The sequence below is a fragment of the Shewanella amazonensis SB2B genome (assembly GCF_000015245.1).
In the GTDB taxonomy this organism is placed as follows: domain Bacteria; phylum Pseudomonadota; class Gammaproteobacteria; order Enterobacterales; family Shewanellaceae; genus Shewanella; species Shewanella amazonensis.
This window is the reverse complement of record NC_008700.1, coordinates 3,112,501-3,129,815: the sequence shown is the minus strand read 5'-3', so window position 1 is coordinate 3,129,815 and position 17,315 is coordinate 3,112,501. Positions and strand designations below refer to the sequence as shown.

15 protein-coding genes and 4 tRNA genes (1 of these 19 running past the window's edge) are annotated in these 17,315 nt (G+C 51.6%); 7 read left to right on the top strand and 12 right to left on the bottom strand.

Annotated elements, in window-relative coordinates:
• Positions 1-26 precede the first annotated feature (26 nt).
• The 4 genes from SAMA_RS13695 to lhpI form a co-directional block, all read right to left on the bottom strand.
• On the bottom strand, positions 27-956 hold the full coding sequence (locus tag SAMA_RS13695) for a DUF4097 family beta strand repeat-containing protein (RefSeq protein WP_011760721.1): 930 nt from the start codon (positions 954-956) through the stop codon (positions 27-29).
• Entirely contained in the window at positions 953-1,492 is a 540-nt protein-coding gene (locus tag SAMA_RS13690) for a hypothetical protein (RefSeq protein ID WP_011760720.1), read from the bottom strand. The genes SAMA_RS13695 and SAMA_RS13690 overlap by 4 nt, the downstream gene beginning before the upstream one ends.
• On the bottom strand, positions 1,489-2,043 hold the full coding sequence (locus SAMA_RS13685) for an RNA polymerase sigma factor (RefSeq protein WP_011760719.1): 555 nt from the start codon (positions 2,041-2,043) through the stop codon (positions 1,489-1,491). The genes SAMA_RS13690 and SAMA_RS13685 overlap by 4 nt, the downstream gene beginning before the upstream one ends.
• An 82-nt stretch (positions 2,044-2,125) precedes the next feature.
• Positions 2,126-3,079: a bifunctional Delta(1)-pyrroline-2-carboxylate/Delta(1)-piperideine-2-carboxylate reductase gene (gene lhpI / locus SAMA_RS13680; RefSeq protein WP_011760718.1), complete on the bottom strand. Its 954-nt coding sequence runs from the start codon at positions 3,077-3,079 to the stop codon at positions 2,126-2,128.
• Positions 3,080-3,350: 271 nt separating this feature from the next.
• Between lhpI and SAMA_RS13675 the strand changes: the two genes are divergently transcribed.
• Together SAMA_RS13675 and SAMA_RS13670 are read left to right on the top strand one after the other, a co-directional pair.
• Positions 3,351-5,216 (top strand): methyl-accepting chemotaxis protein, encoded by a 1,866-nt coding sequence (locus SAMA_RS13675; protein ID WP_011760717.1) that lies wholly within the window; start codon positions 3,351-3,353, stop codon positions 5,214-5,216.
• Between the two features lie 100 nt (positions 5,217-5,316).
• The gene (locus SAMA_RS13670; protein ID WP_011760716.1) at positions 5,317-6,891 is read left to right on the top strand and encodes a sensor domain-containing diguanylate cyclase; all 1,575 of its coding nucleotides are present in this window, start codon (positions 5,317-5,319) and stop codon (positions 6,889-6,891) included.
• Positions 6,892-7,019: 128 nt separating this feature from the next.
• On the opposite strand, the gene SAMA_RS13665 is transcribed toward SAMA_RS13670, so the two are convergent.
• The 6 genes from SAMA_RS13665 to SAMA_RS13640 form a co-directional block, all read right to left on the bottom strand.
• On the bottom strand, positions 7,020-8,645 hold the full coding sequence (locus SAMA_RS13665; protein WP_011760715.1) for a methyl-accepting chemotaxis protein: 1,626 nt from the start codon (positions 8,643-8,645) through the stop codon (positions 7,020-7,022).
• A 151-nt stretch (positions 8,646-8,796) separates the two neighbouring features.
• A tRNA-Leu gene (locus SAMA_RS13660) sits at positions 8,797-8,883 on the bottom strand.
• Positions 8,884-8,913: 30 nt separating this feature from the next.
• Positions 8,914-9,000 (bottom strand) — tRNA-Leu (locus SAMA_RS13655).
• 37 nt (positions 9,001-9,037) lie between these two features.
• Positions 9,038-9,124, bottom strand: a tRNA-Leu gene (locus SAMA_RS13650).
• A 52-nt stretch (positions 9,125-9,176) separates the two neighbouring features.
• A tRNA-Phe gene (locus tag SAMA_RS13645) sits at positions 9,177-9,252 on the bottom strand.
• 302 nt (positions 9,253-9,554) lie between these two features.
• On the bottom strand, positions 9,555-10,319 hold the full coding sequence (locus tag SAMA_RS13640) for an outer membrane protein assembly factor BamD (RefSeq protein WP_041409868.1): 765 nt from the start codon (positions 10,317-10,319) through the stop codon (positions 9,555-9,557).
• A 122-nt stretch (positions 10,320-10,441) separates the two neighbouring features.
• Here SAMA_RS13640 and rluD point away from each other — a divergent pair, with 122 nt between their 5' ends.
• From rluD to tnpA, 4 genes are all read left to right on the top strand, one after another.
• On the top strand, positions 10,442-11,416 hold the full coding sequence (rluD, locus tag SAMA_RS13635; RefSeq protein WP_011760713.1) for a 23S rRNA pseudouridine(1911/1915/1917) synthase RluD: 975 nt from the start codon (positions 10,442-10,444) through the stop codon (positions 11,414-11,416).
• A gap of 19 nt (positions 11,417-11,435) precedes the next feature.
• Positions 11,436-12,200: a peptidoglycan editing factor PgeF gene (gene pgeF, locus SAMA_RS13630; protein ID WP_011760712.1), complete on the top strand. Its 765-nt coding sequence runs from the start codon at positions 11,436-11,438 to the stop codon at positions 12,198-12,200.
• Between the two features lie 148 nt (positions 12,201-12,348).
• Complete coding sequence (gene clpB, locus SAMA_RS13625; RefSeq protein WP_011760711.1) at positions 12,349-14,922, top strand: ATP-dependent chaperone ClpB; 2,574 nt, start codon at positions 12,349-12,351, stop codon at positions 14,920-14,922.
• Positions 14,923-15,145: 223 nt separating this feature from the next.
• Entirely contained in the window at positions 15,146-15,592 is a 447-nt protein-coding gene (gene tnpA / locus SAMA_RS13620; protein ID WP_011758714.1) for an IS200/IS605-like element ISSham1 family transposase, read from the top strand.
• Between the two features lie 103 nt (positions 15,593-15,695).
• Here the strand turns inward: tnpA and SAMA_RS13615 are convergent, their stop codons facing one another.
• The gene (locus SAMA_RS13615; RefSeq protein WP_011760710.1) at positions 15,696-16,151 is read right to left on the bottom strand and encodes a DUF4124 domain-containing protein; all 456 of its coding nucleotides are present in this window, start codon (positions 16,149-16,151) and stop codon (positions 15,696-15,698) included.
• Between the two features lie 84 nt (positions 16,152-16,235).
• On the opposite strand from SAMA_RS13615, the gene pssA reads away from it, so the two are divergent.
• A complete protein-coding gene (gene pssA, locus SAMA_RS13610) occupies positions 16,236-17,087 on the top strand; it encodes a CDP-diacylglycerol--serine O-phosphatidyltransferase (RefSeq protein ID WP_011760709.1) in 852 nt (283 codons plus the stop codon).
• Positions 17,088-17,153: 66 nt separating this feature from the next.
• Here the strand turns inward: pssA and SAMA_RS19610 are convergent, their stop codons facing one another.
• Positions 17,154-17,315, bottom strand: the end of a protein-coding gene (locus SAMA_RS19610; RefSeq protein WP_157608337.1) for a hypothetical protein. 174 nt of this gene lie beyond the right edge of the window; the window shows 162 of its 336 coding nt (coding positions 175-336); the start codon falls outside the window, past its right edge — the gene reads right to left on this strand; the stop codon is at positions 17,154-17,156.

Sequence of the window (17,315 nt, the reverse complement as noted above, 5' to 3'; positions counted from 1 at the left end):
GAAGGCCCTTTTTATTGTTGCTTCGCTTATTCCACCGATAATTTACCGCTGAGGGTGGAGAGTTCTATCACTCCTTTACCACCGCCGAGCACCATATCCAGAGTGCTGCCGGGCCCGTACTTGGGCTTTTTGGGGGCGTCATCGGTCAGGCCGTTATGAATTTTTCCGCTTGGGCCACCGTTAATCGCCACACGGACATCGGCATCGCCAAGCAGTTTGACTGACAAGTCTCCGCTAACCGATTCACCCGACACCTTCACATCGCCTTTCAAGGCTAGTTCAGCATCACCGCTAACGGCGTTATATTGCACGGCTCGGGCGTTGGGTAGCCTTGCTTCGGTATCACCGGAGACCTGTTCGATACGGACTTTTTTCGTCTGGTTGTTTAGATGAATATCACCGCTGACAGACTTGTAGCTGGCTTCATCGTTGGTGGAATGCTTGTCTGTGATTCTTCCGGATACAGTCTCAATATTGACTGTGCCGGTAAGCTTCTCACTATCCACTTCGCCCGACACTGTATTGAACGTGACTTTGCCACCAAGTGCATTGGCCTTGATGTCGCCCGATACTGTGCTGAGCCCTATCTCACCTTGCAGCCCATCAACCCGATAGTCTGCAGATACCCCCTCGCCGGCCAACGTAAGGTTAGCGGGAACCCTGATGACAAGCTCTGAGCCATTACTCTTATTGCCCTGATAACTTTTAGGCATCTTGTCTTCCAGCAGGATGCGGCTGCCCTGATTCTCAAAAAGCAGACCTTCGCTGAGCTCATCGAGCGTGCCCTGCACCTGAATGGTGTTTTTATCCCAGGGGCTTATTTCCACCTCGCCGCGCTGAACCCTGATATCCAGTACCACCTGGGAACCAACATCCAGGCTTTTATCGATTTTTTCGGCGGCAAACAGTGGGCTTGCGAGCAGGCACAGCAGCGACAGTGAGTACAGTGTTTTCATAGGGTATCTCCTTGTGTGGCGCCGGCTGGCAGCCTTTGTCCCTGGGTTAAAAGTTCAATTTCGCGGCGCTGGACCCAGAGCCAGAGCTGCCAAAGTTGTTTATCCTGTGGATTGGCCTTGAGGGAACTCAGAATAAGCCGTGCCGCTTCCCGCAGCTCTTTTAAGCCCGCTTCCACGGGCTCTTGATATCCCACCTGTTGCCAGGCGTTGCTGGATGATTCAGCAAGTGAGGCCACTTCCTGACGGTGGGCGAGATCAATACTTTCTATGAGCGGCCACAGGCTGTTATCCACCTCGGGCGTATTGTGAATGGGGAGCTGCGGTACCAAAGTTAGCAACAGCGCCGCGGCAACGGCAGTTGTTACGTACCAGGGCAATCTTCCCGGCCTATTCTCTTTTCTGTCTTCCCCTGCCTTTGTTGGCTGCGGGCGGTCGAGCCTTGCGGCAATTGCATCCCAGTTGGATTCTGCTGGCGTCAGCTCTTTGGGGGCATCGGCAATCAGCTTGTCGAGGCGTTTGTCGGCAGCACTGGTCATGACAGCATCTCCTTCATCAGTTCCCGCGCCCTGTGGTAATGTGCCTTGCTGGTGCCGGTGGATATACCGAGCAAACTGGCCACTTCCTCGTGGGAAAAACCTTCCACGGCAAATAGAACAAACACCAGCCGGGCTCGCTCCGGCAGCCTGACAATCAGGCGGTCGAGCAGGAGACCATCGTCATTTTGACTGTGCTCTGGTGCATCCTGTATTTGCCAGTCGGGCACCATTCGGGCCCAAAAGCTGCGATGTTGCTTGAGGGTGCTTAGTGCCTGATTCAGGGCCAGCGAGTAAAACCAGGTGCCAAATTGGCTCTCACCACGAAACTGCGGCAGCTTGTGCCACAGACGAACAAAGCTTTCCTGCAATATTTCATCGGCAAGACTCGGTTCGCCGCCAAGACGCAGCGCCAGCGCGTAGATCCGTTTATGGTGGCGTTGGTACAGGGCTTCAAAGGCGCTTTTATCGCCCTGTGCCGCTTGCTGCGCCAGGCTGGCATCATTCACATCTTGTGATTGCTGCTGTGGTATTGGGAGCACCTTGGGTTCCATCGGTCCTTGTATGCTTAATAAGACAGATGTCCAAGATAGAAAGGTTTAGTGGGGATGCAACATTTTTTGCATCCCTTGTAAGTTATTGTTCCTGAAGCATCTTGAAAAGCAGTCGCGCACCAGCGAGATCGGCGAGTGCAGACCCCACACTCTTGAACATCGTAATATCCTTGTCATTTACGCGTCCCAGCGCTGTGCCCTGACAGAGTTCTGACAGCTCAGCTCTCACCTCATCCAGCGAAAAGCGTCCCTCTGATACAGGGATCAATAGCTCGCCGGCTTCACTGAACACATTGAGTCTCGCGTCTACATAGACTTGAGAGTTTGTTATCAGATGAGAATCACACTCGCGGCAGTCTTTGTGGTGATTGCCGACAAAGTCAGTGTGGGTGCCGGGAGTGACCCATTCTCCGGGAAAGAGTGGGGTGGGGGAACCGGTGGCGCAGCTGATGATGTCCGCCCAGGGAACGTCAAGTTGCAGTGCATTAGCTGCCGTCACCTCAATATCGGTGCGCTGCGCCCTGATTGTGGCGATGGTTGAATCAATCTTTTGAGTATTCCTTCCCCAGATCCTGATTTCTCTGATTGGACGCACACTGGCGTGTGCCAGTGCCATGTACACAGCCAGATTGCCGGTGGCGCACATTAGCAAACGGCTGCTGTCCTTGCGGGCAAGGAAGCTCGCTGCCAGCGCGGAAGTCGCAGCGGTGCGCCAGTAGGTGACGCTGGTTCCGTCTATCAAAGCCTGCGGTACCCCTGTTTTTCTATCGAAGAGCAATATTTGCGAATACAGACTCTCGCAACCCGGGTTTTTCACTGGATTGTCAGGTAAGTAAGTAAAGGCTTTTACCGCAATGCTTTCTTCATCCCAGGCAGGCAACAGGGCAAAGGCGTGCTGATTGTCGGCAGTGTCTGACAGCGCGTACACCTGGCGCTGGGGCATGGTAAATGGGCGGCACAGTTGTTGCCTTAGCGCTTCGACAAGGGGTGGAAACGTCAACTTTTGTTGCACCTGGTTGCCATCGATGATTTTCATAGTGATTCAGATAAAGTTAAATAATGGGATATTGTATGTACTTTTATTTGAGCAAGTAAACCAGTTGAAGCTGGACCGGCATATGAGGAAAGGTGTTGAAAAGTGATTAAAACTCATGGAGTTTTGAGAGTTTGCAGCCGATACTTGTACCGATAGGTTCAAAAATAAGAACAATCGACGTGTGACAGTTTTGTGACCACCAAGGCCTTAGTTCCCAAATAGATGCCTGGGGGTCTACAGTTATTAAAGATCGCTACATGGGGAAAGTAACATGCTCATTCGTCAAAAATTAATGCTGAGCGCAGCGTTGTCGATAGGTGCCCTGGTGGCGATGTTCGGTTTGCAGCTGTATTCCGGCAAAACTCAGGTTGAGTTGGCGTTGGCCGCTCAAACCGTGGTTGAACTGGAAAGGGACATGCTCGAGCTTCGCAAGGATGAGAAAGACTTTTTAACCCGCAGTGATATGGCCTATGTTCAGGGGCATGCCCAACATGCTGCAGAGCTCAAAACCAAACTGAGCACTGTCAAGCAAGTATTTGAAAAATATGACATGCCCATGGCGCCTTTGGATCGGTTTGAGAGTTTGTTAGGCCAATACCTGACACTGTTTTCCGACGTGGTCACACTACAGCAGCAAATTGGTTTGACCCCCAAGTCCGGCTTGTATGGCCAGCTCAGAGAGGCGGTACACAATGTGGAAACCCTACTGAAAGAACACAATAAGCCAGAGCTGGCAGTACAGATGCTACAACTGCGTCGCAACGAAAAAGATTTTATGTTACGCCGTGATGCCGGTTATCTGGATAAGTTTCAGCAAACTCTGCGCAGCTTTGACAGCACCCTTGATGGGTCCGATTTGAGTCCTGACGTCGCGGATGAAATCCGTCGCCTCATGAAGGATTATCAAATGAATTTCGAGGCCTTGGTTAATAAAGAGAAGGAATTTGGTCTGGGCAAAGAGGACGGCAAAATGGGCGCGCTCAGGTCTGTCATCGACCAGTCTGAGCAGGCGACACAGGAGCTGCGGGAGCTTGCGCTTCATGAAATTCATGATGAAGAGGGTGACAGTGTTGCCATGGCGACAACCCTGTTTGCCGTGATTGCTGTGCTGGTTGCTATTGTGACCTTTATGATCATCCGCGCCATCATTACCCCCATCAACAATATCAATCAGGTGATTTCACATGTTGGCAAGGATAAAAACCTGACCCTGCGTTGCGATACACAAGGGGGTGACGAAATCGCTGAAATAGGCCAGCACTTTAACGAAATGGTTGAAAGTTTCCGTGCGCTTATCCAGCAAGTAAACGATGCTGTGAACGTCATGAATGAATCCTGTCAGGAGCTGTCAGCCAATGCGACCCAGGCGTCCGACGGGGTACTTAGGCAGCTGAATGAAACCGACATGGTAGCTACCGCCATTACTGAGATGGGGGCCACCATCGATGAGATTGCCAAAAACACCGAACTGGCGGCCGAGCGTGCCAACCATACACACACCAACGCTCAGGTAGGACAGCAGAGCGTTGAGCAAACCATCGAAAAAATCCAGTCACTGGCGCAGCAGCTTAACAATTCGGCCTCTGTGGTGGCTGAGCTTGAGCGTGACAGCGGCACCATAGGCAGTGTGCTGGATGTGATCCGGGGTATTGCTGAGCAAACCAATCTACTGGCCCTGAACGCTGCCATTGAAGCCGCCCGTGCCGGTGAGCAGGGGAGGGGCTTTGCCGTGGTGGCCGATGAGGTCCGCTCGCTGGCGATGCGAACACAGGAGTCGACCGAAGAAATCGCCGGTATTATCCAAACTCTGCAAAGCCGCACCCGCTCCATTGTGCAGCTGATGGAAGCCAGTCAGCGCCAGGGCGGAGAAAGCGCTGAGCAAGCTGCCAGTGCCGGTACCATGTTGGCGCAGATAAATCAGGATGTGACCAACATTATGGACATGAGTACCCAGATAGCCGCGGCCATCGAAGAGCAAAGCTCTGTGGCGGCAGAAGTGAATAAAAATGTGGTGGTTATCAGGGATATCGCCGAAGAATCTTCCCATGCGGCTATGGCGAACGCTAAAGCCTCCGACGATGTGCGGGAACGGGCTGAGTATTTGCAGAGGGCAGTTAGCCAGTTCCGCGTGAGTTGAGTCAGAGTGTCGTGAGAAAGCCGCCGAAAGGCGGCTTTTTTTCGGACAAATGCCAGGTGCGGGGCTAAGCTTAAATGAAGCTTCATCCGGGGATATTTGTATGCGGCTCAATCATTTCAATATGTTGTTGGGTACCTTGGTTACATTGGCCGCCTTTGTGACATCCTTTCTGATCCACGGCCTTTTCATCCGACCCGGTTTGATGAGTGAAGTGCGGGATCAGCAGTTGATGGAGGTAAAAGCCCTTAAAGCGGGCATGAATTTTTTCAGCCAGCCGTTGTCCACCTTCAGTCATGATTATGGTGTTTGGGATGAGATGGTGGACTTTATCCAATCTCCGGACCCCGAGTTTATCGAATCCAATCTCTACGATGATGCCTTTGTTGCCGCTGGCATGGATGGCGCCTTTTTGTTTGATACCAACGGTAAGCTGGTATGGGGATATCAAGGGGTGCCGGGACTGCTGCCGGATAGCCTCGACTCGCAGCCTGCATGGATTGGTCCTGTATTGCCTGACGCCAAAACCGTGAGTACAGAGTCTGCCAGCACAAGGCGGGGCATCATCCGTTACGGTAGTCGGGTAATGTTTTTCAGCAACAGCAATGTATTGCCAAGCAATGGCCATGGTAAGGTGATTGGCAGTTTTATGGTGGTTCGCCTGATTAATGTCTCACTCACGGATATGCTCAAGGAATTAACCTTGGTTGAGTCCAGTCTGTCTCTTGCTAATCCCAGGCTTCATGGGCGCTTACCGGTACTTGAAGATCCCATCCACATCGATGAGGTCGCTCAAAGCCATCAATGGCTGGTGAAGGATGTATTTGGCGCGCCTGCGCTGGTGATGACAGTTCAGCATCACAAGAGTGATATCCCCTCATTTATTTCCCGAGAATCCATTTTGATTTTTGCCACTTTCATGGTGGTGGTACTTTTAGGATCCGTGCCTCTTTCACTGTTTGTATTGACTCCCCTTGGCAATATCAATCGGGTGCTGGTGAAAATGACCACTCGGGGCCGACTCACCAAAATCAACCAATCCTTCTTTATCGATGAGCTGCACAGGTTGACTGGCTCATTTAACCAGTTGGCTGAAATGCTTGAGCGGCATCAAAACTATCTGGAATCTTTATCTTTCAAAGACCCGCTTACCGGCATTGCCAATCGCCGTGGCCTGGAGGCATTTGCCTCAAGGGCCCATCAGGAGTGGTTGGATGGTAAAGGGGCGCTCGGATTTCTGATGGTGGATGTGGATGAGTTTAAGCAATATAACGATACCCAGGGCCATACAGCGGGCGATAAAGCCCTGATCTCGGTAGCCCAGACACTGCTGATTGAGTGTCGGCGCAGGGGAGAGCTGGTCACCCGCTTTGGTGGAGAAGAGTTTTGTGTCGTGGTTCATGGTGACGACACCCTGCAAATGGAACGTTTGGCAGAGCGGATGTTGCACCGGGTAAGGGAGCTTGCCATTACCCATCCGTCCGGCCAATTTGGTCACGTTACTATCAGTGTCGGTGGCGTGCTCTTTGAGCACTACGATCCCCAATTTGCCGATACATCCTGGCAGGATATGCTGGTCATGGCGGACAAGCAGTTGTATCTGGCCAAATCCGAAGGCCGTAATCGTGTGTGTGTGCGCGTTATGCAAGCAGCCAGATTGATGAAGACCGTAGGCTAAAGCGAAGGTTTATTCTCAGGAGCCATTCGGTGAGGGCAATATGTGGTTTAGAGAGTTGCAATATCAGACAGTGTGTTTTCTATGCACACCGTCTGATCCAGCCACTTTAGCCTGATAGCTCCCGGTGACTAAAGAATAAAAGTCCCCACCTGGGTACGCATGTGTCCTGCAAGTTGTGCAAGTTGATGAACAGCCTCACTCAAATCGTTTGCTGCCTGAGTCGATTCCTGGGCTATGTCACTGATGGCGATGATGCTCTGATTGATGCTTTCTGCGACGCAGCTTTGCTCGTCGGCGGCTGTGGCTATGTGGGTATTTAGTTGGGTAATACTATCGACACTCGCCACTATGTCCTGCAGTGCGCTGCCGGCGGCGTTGGTACTCTCGTTGGCATTGTCTACCTGGGCAATACCTTGTTCCATGGAGTTAACAGCGCTTTTCACCCCTTGCTGCAACGATTCAATCATAGATTCGATTTCGCGGGTCGATTCGCTGGTACGCTGCGCCAGGGTTCTGACTTCATCGGCCACCACGGCAAATCCTCGTCCTTGTTCTCCCGCCCGGGCTGCCTCGATAGCGGCGTTCAGGGCCAGCAGGTTGGTCTGTTCGGCAATGCTCTTAATTACATCCAGAACCCGTCCTATGTTTTGGCTCTCGGTGGCGAGTTCGCCTATCACGGCGGCCGTTCCTTGAATCTGTGACGCGAGCACCGACATGCTGCTGATGGACTGCTGTACTATGCTGTTGCCTCTGGCTGCACTTTCATCGGCATTTCTGGCGGATTCTGCTGCTGAGTTGCTGCTTTGGGCTACCTCGGCAACGGCGGCAGTCATCTCATTCATGGCGGTGGCAGTCTGTTCGGTTTCGGATTGCTGTTTGAACATCCGGTCATTGGCTTGTCGTGTAAACTCATTCAGCTCATCGGCAGAATCACCCAATGTCGATGCGGCCTCGGCAATGTTCTTTAAAATGCCTTTGAGGTGGTTCACCACGCCATTCAGATCTTTTGCGATATGGCCCAGCTCATCATCGCGGAATACGGTAAAGCTGACTGTCATATCGGATTTTTCCCGAATCTGCCTAAGCTTTTGGCGAATTTCGGTTACGGGTGTCATTACTCCTCGATTGACCCAGACACCGAAAAAACTGGTGATGAGAACGGCAAAGACGGCCAGCCCGATAAACCATTTGAGTGAGCTCGAATGTAATGTTTCTACCTGTTCCCGCTCCAGATCAGCGATATGGATTTGCAGAGTGACGAGCTCGGCGACTTTGCCGCTGATGGGGTCTATTACCTGGTAAAGCGGGATAATATCCGCACTGAATTGTCCGGTCACACTGCCTGACTTGCCACTGAGTTTATCAATCAATAGTTGGATCTGCTGATTGGCAGGTGCAAATAACTGCTGGGTTTGGCTGGCCAGTTTTTGCTCGTCAGCGGTGAGTTCTGTGGACATATACTTGTCCCAGCGGCTGGCTATATTCTTTTTAGCTTCTATCAGACCATTTCTGGCCTCTTCCGCCGAAAAGCCTCCGGCATTGGCTTTATTGATGGCATCGATGACAGAAACGGCATAGTCATCACCAATAAGCTTGAGATCTTCCAGAGGAACGACTCTGTCGTTATAGATGCGAAGCACACCATCTTCTATTTTCGACATGATACTCATGGAGACGCCGCAAACGATGATGAGCAGCAATACCGGAATAAAAAATCCCAGCAGCATCTTGTGTTTAATTTGCAACTGATTCATCGGTGACCCCCGACAGGGAAAATGGACTCTCCTTTGCCTGACTCTGTCATGCCTTTGGTTGAGCCATAGCTATAGGTATAGCAAACGGAGGTATTTTTCGGGAGGGATATTACAGATACAAAAAAACCTCGCGTCGCGAGGTTTATTTGTTTGGTACAGGTGAGAAGACTTGAACTTCCACGCTCGTAAGAGCACCAGCACCTGAAGCTGGCGTGTCTACCAATTCCACCACACCTGCACTGTATTGTTAAAGACTCTTTGTGTTAATTGGTACAGGTGAGAAGACTTGAACTTCCACGCCCGTAAGGGCACCAGCACCTGAAGCTGGCGTGTCTACCAATTCCACCACACCTGCACAATGAGTCTTTGTACAGCTAACTATAATCGCAAAGTGGTACAGGTGAGAAGACTTGAACTTCCACGCCCGTAAGGGCACCAGCACCTGAAGCTGGCGTGTCTACCAATTCCACCACACCTGCCCTGTACTGCTTTGCAATTTTTCTCAGTCGCCTGAGCACCTTAAGTTGAAGGTGGTGCCCGAACCCGGAATCGAACCAGGGACACGCGGATTTTCAATCCGCTGCTCTACCAACTGAGCTATTCGGGCGACGGGGTGCATTAAATAGCTTTTGCGGTTTTGAGTCAACTCTTTTCTCAGGAATATTTCAAAAACAGGTGTGTTTGGATAAGTTTTGCCCGAATCGCCCTGAAAGCGGTGTTTTTGTGTATTTTTATTGCGCAATACAGGAAATCCAGCCTGAACTAGGGTGGATTTTAGAATGGGGCATATAGCGAGCAAGAGAAGAGGACATAAGGGGTTGTGGTAGAGGAAAGGTTGAAAAATTCGGGTTAAAGGCCGAAAAAACAACGCCCGGTCTATAGCCGGGCGTTATGAAAGGTGCAAAGACCTTAGTTTTGCAGCATCTCATTGGCAGGGAAATTTTCCTGCATCACCATCAGGACATGCTTTTTAAGCTGTTCCTGGCCAAGCTCATCGTAGGACTGGGCCATAATTTCCAGCGCACGTTCTGTTGAAGGCGTACCCGGGAAAGACTCCATCACAGTTTGAGCACGAACGGCTGCGGCACTCCAGGCATTCATCTTGACGTAGTATTCGGCTACCTGAATGGAGTAACGAGCCAAACGGTTTTTCAAAAACTGCATCCGTTGATGGGCATCGGCCGCATACTTGCTGTTTGGATAGGTCTTGATAAGACGCTCAAAGTCCTTGAAGGCATCCATGGCATTTTTGGGATCGCGATCGGTACGATCTATGTTCATCATGTCATGGAACAGATAACTGTCGGCCTGCATGTTGACCAAGCCCCGCATATACTGAACATAGTCTACATCGGGGTGAGTAGGGTTGAGGCGCAGGAAGCGGTCAATGTTGGCAATCGCCTGGGGAGTGTCGTCCAGCTTATAATAGGCATAGATCATGTCCAACTGAACCTGAGTCTTATGCGCACCGAAGGGGAAACGGGAATCCAGGGCTTCCAGGCTTTTAACGGCTTTGGAGAAATTCCCCAGTTCCATGGAGGTTCTGGCCTGGGCATAAAGTGCCTCAGGTGACTTCTGGCTCAGTACGAGATCTTCCTGACTTCCTGAGCTGCTACAAGCGCCCAGCGCCAGCGCGAACAAGGCAACGGCCGAGCCTTTGGCAAATTTATACATACTTGAATTCAATTCTTTTGAAGTTGTAGTTAAGAATTCTTCCATTTCACGATAAAATGGAAAACATCCGATTGTAACAGATAGCATACCAATTTGGACCCCGATACCGGGGTACGGTTCCCATGACCCAAGAGATTAATCTAAAAAGCGAGATTTCAGCAACACAAACGGGGCTGAGACTGGATCAAGCCATTGCGGAGTTGTTTCCCGACTATTCGCGCACCCGGCTGAAAGAATGGATCCTCGGCGGCAACGTCTATGTGGATGGTGTCGTTGTGACTAAACCCAGAGAAAAGGTACTCGAATCTCAAGTGATTGAGATTGAGGCCACCCTGGAAGAAGAAGTTGCGGCAGAGGCCCAGGAAATCGATCTCGATATCGTCTACGAAGACGACCATATTCTGGTGATCAATAAGCAGGCCGGTCTGGTCGTGCATCCCGGTGCCGGTAATGCCGATGGCACTCTGATGAACGCACTTTTGCATCACTGCCCTGAAATAGAACATGTGCCAAGAGCCGGAATTATCCATCGTCTCGATAAAGACACCACAGGGTTGATGGTGGTGGCAAAAACTGTAGAGGCCCAAACTCATTTGGTCGCTGCGCTGCAGGCCCGTGATATCACCCGTGAATACGAAGCCATAGTGCTTGGTACCATGACCGCTGGCGGTACTGTGGATGCACCCATTGGTCGTCACCCGACCAAGCGCACTCATATGGCGGTACACCACAGTGGCCGTCCTTCGGTGACGCATTACCGGGTGGCCGAAAAGTTCCGTGCCCATACCCGCTTGCGCCTCCGTCTGGAAACCGGCCGTACTCACCAAATTCGTGTCCATATGGCTCACATTGGTCATGTGCTGGTGGGTGACCCTGTATATGGTGGCCGTCCAAAACCACCCAAAAATGCCAGCCCGGAGTTTTTTGAGGTTCTGAAAAATTTCACTCGTCAGGCACTGCATGCCGTCAGGCTCGAGCTAGCGCACCCGGTCACCATGGAAATCATGTCCTTCAATGCCCCAATTCCTGAAGACATGGTGCTGTTGACCAAGGCCCTTCGTAAAGATACTGAGGCCAATCCTCAGGACCATATCTAAGCGCAAGGTGATAGCTGAGATGTTGCGCCCGCATTGGCCACTACCTCTTGGGGTGAATCTTGCTTTTACCGACCGTAAAGGTGGTATAAGTGAGCCCCCCTATGACAGCCTTAACCTTGGCTTGCATGTGGGAGATGATTCGGCACGTGTAGCGTTCAATCGCCGTGAGCTTGTCGCGGCCTTGGCTTTACCTGCCGAACCACTTTGGCTCGAACAGGTGCATGGTACAAAAGTGTACCTGGCCGATGGCAAACAACAGGATTACGGCAATATTTCAGCCGCAGCTCCCGGTGGCATTAAGCCACCCGTTGCAGATGCCAGTTACACCAAGAGTGCCGGTACCGTTTGCGCCGTGATGACGGCCGACTGCTTGCCTGTGCTTTTTGCCTCCGCCGATGGTCGAGAGGTTGCGGCTGCCCACGCCGGTTGGCGTGGTTTGTGTGATGGCGTACTTGAACAAACTCTGGCGTGTTTCGTTGTTCCCACCGAGCAAATTTATGCTTATTTAGGCCCAGCCATTGGTCCTCAAGCCTTTGAGGTAGGGGCGGAGGTTCGCGATGTATTTATGGCACAGGATCCCGGCTCCGAGGTGTGTTTCAAGGCATCTGGCCACAATAAGTATCTGGCCAATCTTTTTTCACTGGCGAAGCGACGACTGATGCATGCCGGTGTGGTGCAGTGTTTCTCGACAGACATATGCACCTATTCTCATCCCAATGATTACTTTTCCTACCGACGCGACGGCGTAACCGGCCGTATGGCCTCCCTCATCTGGCGGGATTAACCTCCGTTTTTGTGTGTGATTATTATTTGCGCACTTGAAAATCCCATTGGCAGCCCCATCTTTTAGATAACTACTCTCAGGTGACCATCCTTAGGTAACCATTCTTGGGTAACTAAAATTCAATGCGGTCCTAGTTACAGGAGGCTGTATGCGACTCGATCGTATGACCAACAAATTCCAGATTGCCATATCTGATGCTCAGTCTCTGGCCCTTGGCAGAGACCACCAATTTATCGAACCCGTTCACCTGATGATGGCGCTGCTGAATCAGGACGGTGGCTCCATTCATCCTTTATTAACCCAGTCCGGCATTCGGGTGAGTAACCTGCGCTCATTATTGTCTCAGGAGTTGGAACGCCAACCACAGGTGGAAGGCACCGGCGGTGATGTGCAGCTGTCGCAGGCGCTTATCCGTTTGCTGAACCTGTGCGACAAGCTGTCGCAAAAGCGTAAAGACAAATACATCTCCAGCGAGCTGTTTGTGCTTGCAGCGCTGGAAGGTAACGACACCTTGGCGCAAATCCTCAAGCAGGCGGGCGCGACCAAAGAGCGACTGGAGCAAACCATTGAAGAAATCCGCGCTGGCCAGAAGGTGGACGACCCCAACGCCGAAGATAATCGTCAGGCGCTGAAAAAGTACACAGTCGACCTGACCGAGCGCGCCGAGCAGGGCAAGCTTGACCCTGTGATTGGCCGTGACGATGAAATTCGCCGCACCATTCAGGTATTGCAGCGCCGCAGTAAAAACAATCCTGTCTTGATAGGTGAGCCCGGTGTGGGTAAAACCGCCATCGTCGAGGGGCTGGCCCAGCGGATTGTTAATGGCGAGGTGCCGGAAGGCATCAAAAACAAGCGGGTGTTGTCCCTGGATATGGGCGCGCTGGTGGCCGGTGCCAAATACCGCGGTGAGTTTGAAGAGCGCTTGAAAGCGGTGCTCAATGAGCTGGCTCAGGAAGAAGGCCAGGTTATCCTCTTTATTGATGAGCTGCACACCATGGTGGGCGCCGGTAAGAGCGATGGCGCCATGGACGCAGGTAATATGCTCAAGCCTGCGCTGGCCCGCGGTGAGCTGCACTGCGTCGGCGCCACTACTCTGGATGAGTACCGCCAGTATGTGGAAAAAGATGCCGCCCTTGAGCGCCGTTTCCAAAAAGTGCTGGTGGACGAGCCCACAGTGGAAGACACCATCGCTATTTTGCGTGGTCTCAAGGAGCGTTACGAGCTGCACCACCATGTGGAAATTACCGATCCTGCCATTGTGGCGGCAGCGAGCATGTCACACCGCTATGTGTCAGACCGCAAATTGCCTGACAAGGCGATCGATTTGATTGATGAAGCGGCTTCCAGTATCCGGATGCAGATTGACTCCAAGCCTGAGTCGCTTGATCGCCTCGAACGCCGCGCTATTCAGCTCAAGCTCGAAGAGCAGGCACTGGCAAAGGAAAACGACGAGGCCAGCCGCAAGCGTTTGGAGCATTTGCGCCATGAGCTGAAAGAGGTAGAAGCCAAGGCCAATGAGCTCAATGAAATCTGGCGTACCGAGAAAGCCGCCCTGGCGGGCACCCAGCATATTAAAGCAGACCTCGAGCAGGCGCGTATGGATCTGGAAGTTGCCCGCCGGGCGAGCGATTTGACCCGCATGTCTGAGCTGCAATATGGCCGTATCCCTGAGCTTGAAAAACAGCTCGACTTGGCGGCACAAGCTGAAATGCAGGACATGAAGCTGCTGCGCAACAAGGTGACCGATGTGGAAATTGCCGAGGTGCTGTCCAAGGCAACCGGTATTCCCGTGGCCAAAATGCTTGAAGGCGAGCGTGAAAAGCTGCTGCAAATGGAACATGCGCTGCATGAGCGGGTGATTGGTCAGAATGAGGCGGTGGATGCCGTGGCGAATGCAATTCGCAGAAGTCGCGCCGGGCTTGCTGACCCTAACCGCCCAATCGGCTCCTTTTTGTTCCTTGGCCCGACCGGGGTGGGTAAAACCGAGCTGTGTAAATCACTGGCGAAGTTTTTGTTCGACACAGAGTCGGCGCTGGTGCGTATCGATATGTCCGAGTTTATGGAGAAGCATTCGGTTTCCCGGCTGGTGGGGGCGCCTCCGGGATACGTTGGCTACGAAGAAGGCGGTTATCTTACCGAGGCGGTGCGCCGTAAGCCGTATTCGGTGATTCTGCTCGATGAGGTGGAAAAGGCGCATCCGGATGTGTTCAACATCCTGTTGCAGGTGCTTGACGATGGTCGTCTGACCGATGGCCAGGGCCGCACTGTGGATTTCCGCAATACCGTGGTGATCATGACCTCGAACCTCGGCTCAGACATTATTCAGGAGCGCTTTGGTACTCTGGATTATGCCCAGATGAAGCAAGAGGTCATGAATGTGGTGGTACACAGCTTCCGGCCAGAGTTTTTAAACCGGATTGATGAAACGGTTGTGTTCCACCCGCTGGACGCAGAGCACATCAAGAACATAGCCTCCATCCAAATCGAGTCGCTGCGTAAGCGTTTGGCAGAGCGAGAGTTTGAACTCGAACTCAGTGATGAAGCGCTGGCCTTTATCGCCAGAGCCGGTTTTGATCCTGTGTATGGAGCGCGGCCTCTGAAGCGGGCGTTACAACAAGAGGTTGAAAATCCGCTGGCGCAGAAACTGCTGCGGGGTGAATTTATCCCCGGTAAACCCATTCGGGTAGACTGTCAGGATGCTGAGTTGGTGTTCGCCCAATAACCAGACAAGCACACTCACGGGAGACTGAGTCAGAAAGTCTTGATGTATTGGTGAGCCGCAATTCGGACGATAAAGAAGAGGGAGCCAATTGGCTCCCTCTTTTATTGTCACTCTAAAACCACCTCCTATGGAGGTGGTGATCGTTCTAGTGGGGCTTTGCCCGTAGAATGCCCATGCTAAATACTCCCTCGGTTTGTTACCAGCAAATCAAGGAGTAAGTAGCATGAGCAGATATGAATCCGCGTCTCACGTGTTCTATCGCTGTCAGTATCACCTCGTTTGGACACCGAAGTACAGGTACAAAATCCTAAAAGGTAATCTTGGCAAAGAGCTTTATCGAAGTATCTATGTTTACTGCAACATGAAGAAATGCAGAGTCGTAGAACTGAATGTGCAGGAAGATCATGTTCATCTAGTAGTCAGAACTCCACCGAGTCTAAGCGTGTCGGACTTAATGGGTTTTGTAAAAGGAAGAACGGCAATCAGAATGTTTGCGAAATTTCCGTATTTGAGAAAGCAAAAGCTCTGGGGGAATCACTTTTGGCAAAGAGGCTATTTTGTTGACTCGGTAGGAGCGAATGAAGAGATAATCCGCAGATATGTACGGCACCAAGAAAAGACAGCCAAAGAAGAAGAGAAACGGCAGATAGCATTGGGGCTAGAAGGTTAGTTTTTAAGCCCCCTTTTAGGGGGCCGTGTCAAAGCCACCTGCTATGCAGGTGGATTTTTACTACCTGTCGTCATGTCACTCGCTCTGGAGTATTCGGTGCAGGCTACTTTTTTCCGTCTTTACAGAAAAGCGAAATCCGCTTTTTGGCGTCTGAGAGAGCCGTCTCACGCTCTTCGTCGGTCATCATCACGGGCTCGCCAGAAGCGTCATCTTTACGGGTTACACGGCTAAAGTTAGAGAGTACGTCCAGATTCTGTTTCGCTTGCTCACAAATGGCGTCAGCCTGGTCGGCATTTTGCTGACGAACCAAATTGGCATTTTTTTGTTCATCCGATACTGTCTCGTCGGTTTTGGGAATGGGCTTGGGTGAATCAAAGCCAATGGGCTTGGGTTCAAGCTCTGCGGCATTCAGGGTTTGCGTCTGAGTCTCATCCGGTGGTGGCTGCTCACTAAAGTGGGTCACACCATTCTTATCCACCCATTTATAAATAGTCGCGGCCTGACTTATACCGCAAACCAAGAGTAAAGGGATGAGTATTGCCTGGTACCTGAATTCCATAAGGCCCTGCCTCCATAAAGCACTCGCCTGTGATTGGCGAAAATGTGGTATCTTGATTCGGTGTAACTTAATGATAACCAGTGTATGCAAAATATTGACAAGCCAACAGTAAAAAATCGCGGTATCTATTTGCTGCCTAACCTTTTTACCACTGCCGGATTGTTTTCTGGCTTCTACGCCGTAATCGCGTCCATGAATGGCCAATTTGAATCTGCAGCCATTGCAGTGTTTGTCGCCATGCTGTGCGATGGGCTCGATGGCAGAGTGGCAAGGTTAACCAATACCCAGAGTGAATTTGGCGCCGAGTACGACAGCATGGCCGATATGGTGTCATTCGGAATGGCACCGGCACTGATAGCCTATAACTGGGCGCTGTCAGACCTTGGCAAAATTGGATGGCTCGCTGCCTTTATATACTGTGCCGGGGCGGCGTTACGTCTTGCCAGGTTTAATACGCAGGTTGGTGTCGCAGACAAACGATGGTTTCAGGGGCTGGCAAGCCCGGCTGCGGCGGCCGTGATCGCTGGGACTGTGTGGCTTGGAAACCAATATCGCATTGAAGCAGACTCAGTGAGCTATCTGTTCGCCGTGGTTACCATCTGCACAGGGCTACTGATGGTCAGTAACTTCCGTTATCACTCCTTTAAAGAAGTCGACTGGCGTGGCAAGGTCAACTTTATCGTTATCCTGTTGGTGGTCGGGGTCTTTGTAGTGATCTCGGTAGAACCTGCATTAATCCTGTGTCTGGGTTTTTATCTTTATGCGTTGTCTGGCCCAGTGATTACCGTCCGTTCGGTACGTAAGCTTAAGGTTTCTCATGTGGTCGGCGACGATGAAGACGAGCATGAGCAGGGATACTCGCAGGACTCTCCGGATAACCAAGTAAAAGCGCAAGCTGACAAAGGGGAATTCGATAAATCAGCGAAAGACGATTAACCTCGTACTGCTAAATATCGCTATGCCCGATAGCTTTCACATTAAAAACGCCGCCCAGCGGCGTTTTTAATTTGGAAAAATTGCCGAAACTTGCCCATACTTTCTCCCTTTCGCCGATGCTTTATTCGGTTTGGGTGAAAATTGCTCAACTGAATTCTTTTGCGTTAAAAAGCCCTTGCGCAAAAGTTTGGGCTCCCTATAATGCGCATCCACTGACACGGCACGGGG